General features: G+C 64.3%; 2 protein-coding genes and 1 pseudogene. All 3 read left to right on the top strand.

The features are described from left to right. Nucleotides 1-246: 246 nt before the first annotated feature. A complete protein-coding gene (locus IVB32_RS34555; protein WP_018456993.1) occupies nucleotides 247-1164 on the top strand; it encodes a LysR family transcriptional regulator in 918 nt (305 codons plus the stop codon). A 32-nt stretch (nucleotides 1165-1196) separates the two neighbouring features. Next, nucleotides 1197-2447, top strand: a complete 1251-nt coding sequence (locus tag IVB32_RS34550) for a Zn-dependent hydrolase (RefSeq protein WP_018456994.1) — start codon at nucleotides 1197-1199, stop codon at nucleotides 2445-2447. Nucleotides 2448-2459: 12 nt separating this feature from the next. After that, nucleotides 2460-2844, top strand: a pseudogene (locus tag IVB32_RS34545) (3-phosphoglycerate dehydrogenase); the annotation flags it as partial.

Below are 2844 nucleotides of genomic sequence, written 5' to 3'. Positions count from 1 at the left end.
CTGGACGAAGCCGGGGGCAACGCCGGCGGTGGAGGCGACCAGCCCCTCGCGGTAGGCAAGCCGCGCCTTGCGGCTCGGGAGCGTGTCGGGCGTTTCAGTTTGCTGCACTGCCACCAAAACAGTCATGGGATCGACCTGCCTATAAACTCGACAAAGACAAGCCAACACCACGCGTGCTATAAAGTCTAATCTTCCTTTCTAATCAATATCGATAAATTTCATTTATCGGACGGGAAAATCCTTCCAATGCTGGACTTCAGATCGATCGAGACGTTCCTTTGGGTTGTGAAGCTCGGCAGCTTTCGCGGCGCCGCAGCACGCCTCAACACGACTCAGCCGGCGATCTCCCAGCGCATCGCCCAGCTCGAGCGCGAGATGGGGGTGAAGCTCCTAAATCGCGACCACCGCGTGGCCTCGCCGACACCGAGCGGCCGACAGATGATGGTCTATGCGGAGAAGCTGATCGGCCTGCGCGCCGCGATGATCGCCGAGATCGGCGACCGCTCGGCGATGCGCGGCGTGATGCGACTCGGCGTCGCCGAAACCATCGTGCACACTTGGCTGCCGCGGCTGGTGAAGAGCATGAACGAGGTCTACCCAAACCTGTCGCTGGAGATCGAGGTCGACATCACGCCGAACCTGACCGCGCGCCTGCTTGCGCAGGAGATCGAGCTTGCCTTCGTCGTCGGTCCGCTCTCGGCCTCCGGGGTGCACAATCGCGTCCTCGCCGACTATCCGATCGGTTTTCTCGCCAGCCCCTCGCTCGGCCTCGGCGATGGACCGGTGACGCGGGCTGAGCTCGCGCGGTTTCCGATCATTACCTTCCCGCGGAAGACGCGTCCCTACGAGGTCGTGCGCGAAGTGTTCGACCGGCCGGAGCTGCCTCCGATCCGGCTGCACGCCTCCGCCTCGCTTGCGACCGTCATCCACATGGCGGTCGAGGGCCTCGGCATCGCCGTGATCCCCGACGCCATCGTCGAGAACGAGCTCGCAGACGGGCGGTTGCAACTGCTCGACACCGATCTCAAAATCGCGCCGCTGACATTCACCGCGAGCTGGCTCGCCTCGCCCGATGTCGTGGCGGTGGAGCGGGTCGCAGAGCTTGCATGTCAGATTGCGCAGAGCAGCCTCGCAGTTGACGCGCCCGCGCCGGCGCGTCATTGAAACAGGCGCCGGACAATTGAGAGACTGACCGCATGAGCCGAGCCGCCACCAATTTGCAAATCGATTCCGCCCGCCTCTGGGGCTCCATCCACGAGACCGCGCAGTTCGGCGCGACGGCCAAGGGCGGCGTGCGGCGGCTGACGCTGAGCGCGGAGGACAAGCTGGTACGCGACTGGTTCCGCAAGGCCTGCGAGGACGCCGGCTTGGAGGTGCACACCGATGCGCTCGGCTCGCAGTTCGGGCTGCGCAAGGGACGCGACATGTCGAAGCCGCCCGTCGGCATCGGCTCGCATCTCGACACGCAACCGACCGGCGGCAAGTATGACGGCATTCTGGGAACGCTCGGTGCGCTCGAAGTGATCCGCACGCTGAACGATGCCGGGATCGAAACCGAGGCGCCGATCTGCGTCGTCAACTGGACCAACGAAGAGGGTTCGCGCTTCGCTCCCGCGATGATGGCCTCCGCTGCCTATGTCGGCGACTTCACCACCGATGACATCTTGTCGCGCAAGGACGCTGATGGCACCACCGTCGGCCAGGCGCTCGATGGCATCGGTTATCGCGGCGACAAGCCGGTCGGGTTCCAGAAGCTCGGTTCCTTCGTCGAATTGCACATCGAGCAGGGCCCGATCCTGGAGGCCGAAGGCAAGACCATCGGCGTGGTCGATTCCGGCCAGGGCGTGCTTTGGTACGACGGCAAGATTTCCGGCTTCGAGAGCCATGCCGGATCGACGCCGATGCCGCTGCGGCGCGACGCGTTGGCGACGCTGTCCGAGATCGTGCTGGCGATGGAGGCCATTGCGAGGAAGTACGGGCCGAAGGCCGTCGGTACCATCGGCGAGGCCGTGATCGCAAACCCCTCGCGCAACGTCATTCCCGGCGAGATCGCCTTCACGATGGATTGCCGCAGTGCGGATGGCGCGATCATGGATGCGCTAGATCGCGATCTGCGCAGCGCGATTGCCGAGATCGCCGCACGCCGCAAGGTCGAGGTGAAGATCGACCTGGTCTGGCGCAAGCCGCCGACGCATTTCGATCCCAAATTGATTGCCGCAGTCGAGAACGCGGCGAAGACGCTCGGCTACTCCTCTCGCCGCATCACCTCCGGCGCCGGCCACGACGCCTGCAATCTCAACACAATCATGCCGGCCGCAATGGTGTTCGTGCCCTGCAAGGACGGCATCAGCCACAACGAGCTGGAAGACGCCACGCAGCCCGATTGCGCCGCGGGCACCAACGTCCTCATGCACACGGTGCTGGCGATCGCCGGCGTCGCATCCTGACCGGAGAGAACCATGCGCGGAGTTTTCGTCGACGCCAATGAAACTCTCGCCGTGATCATGGAGCGGCTGGAGCAGCCCGGCGATCCCAAGGTGCGGATCCACAGGGATCCCGACATCAAACCCGAACAATATCCTGAAATCCTCGACGGCGCCGAGATCGCGATCGTCGACCACACCGCGCTGCCTACCGACGTCGCAAAGAAGTGCACAGGGTTGAAGCATGTCGTGTTCCTCGGCACCGGCGCGCGCAGCTACATGAACCCGGAGGAGCTCGCTGAGCTCGGCATCTCCGTGCACCTGATCAAGGGCTATGGCGACACGGCGGTCGCGGAATGCGCGATCACGCTGATGTGGGCTTCGGCCCGCGTCATCGCGATGATGGACCGCGAGATGCGCG

Origin of the sequence: Bradyrhizobium sp. 23, from assembly GCF_023073295.1 — a bacterium.
Lineage (GTDB): Bacteria > Pseudomonadota > Alphaproteobacteria > Rhizobiales > Xanthobacteraceae > Bradyrhizobium > Bradyrhizobium canariense_D.
Note: the sequence above shows the minus strand (reverse complement) of the source record. Positions and strands in the feature narration are given on the sequence as shown.

What these genes read in the sequence shown, in the direction of transcription:
- IVB32_RS34555 (WP_018456993.1), top strand. Translation starts at nt 247, where the DNA reads ATGCTGGACTTCAGATCGATCGAGACGTTCCTTTGGGTTGTGAAGCTC.
- IVB32_RS34550 (WP_018456994.1), top strand. Translation starts at nt 1,197, where the DNA reads ATGAGCCGAGCCGCCACCAATTTGCAAATCGATTCCGCCCGCCTCTGG.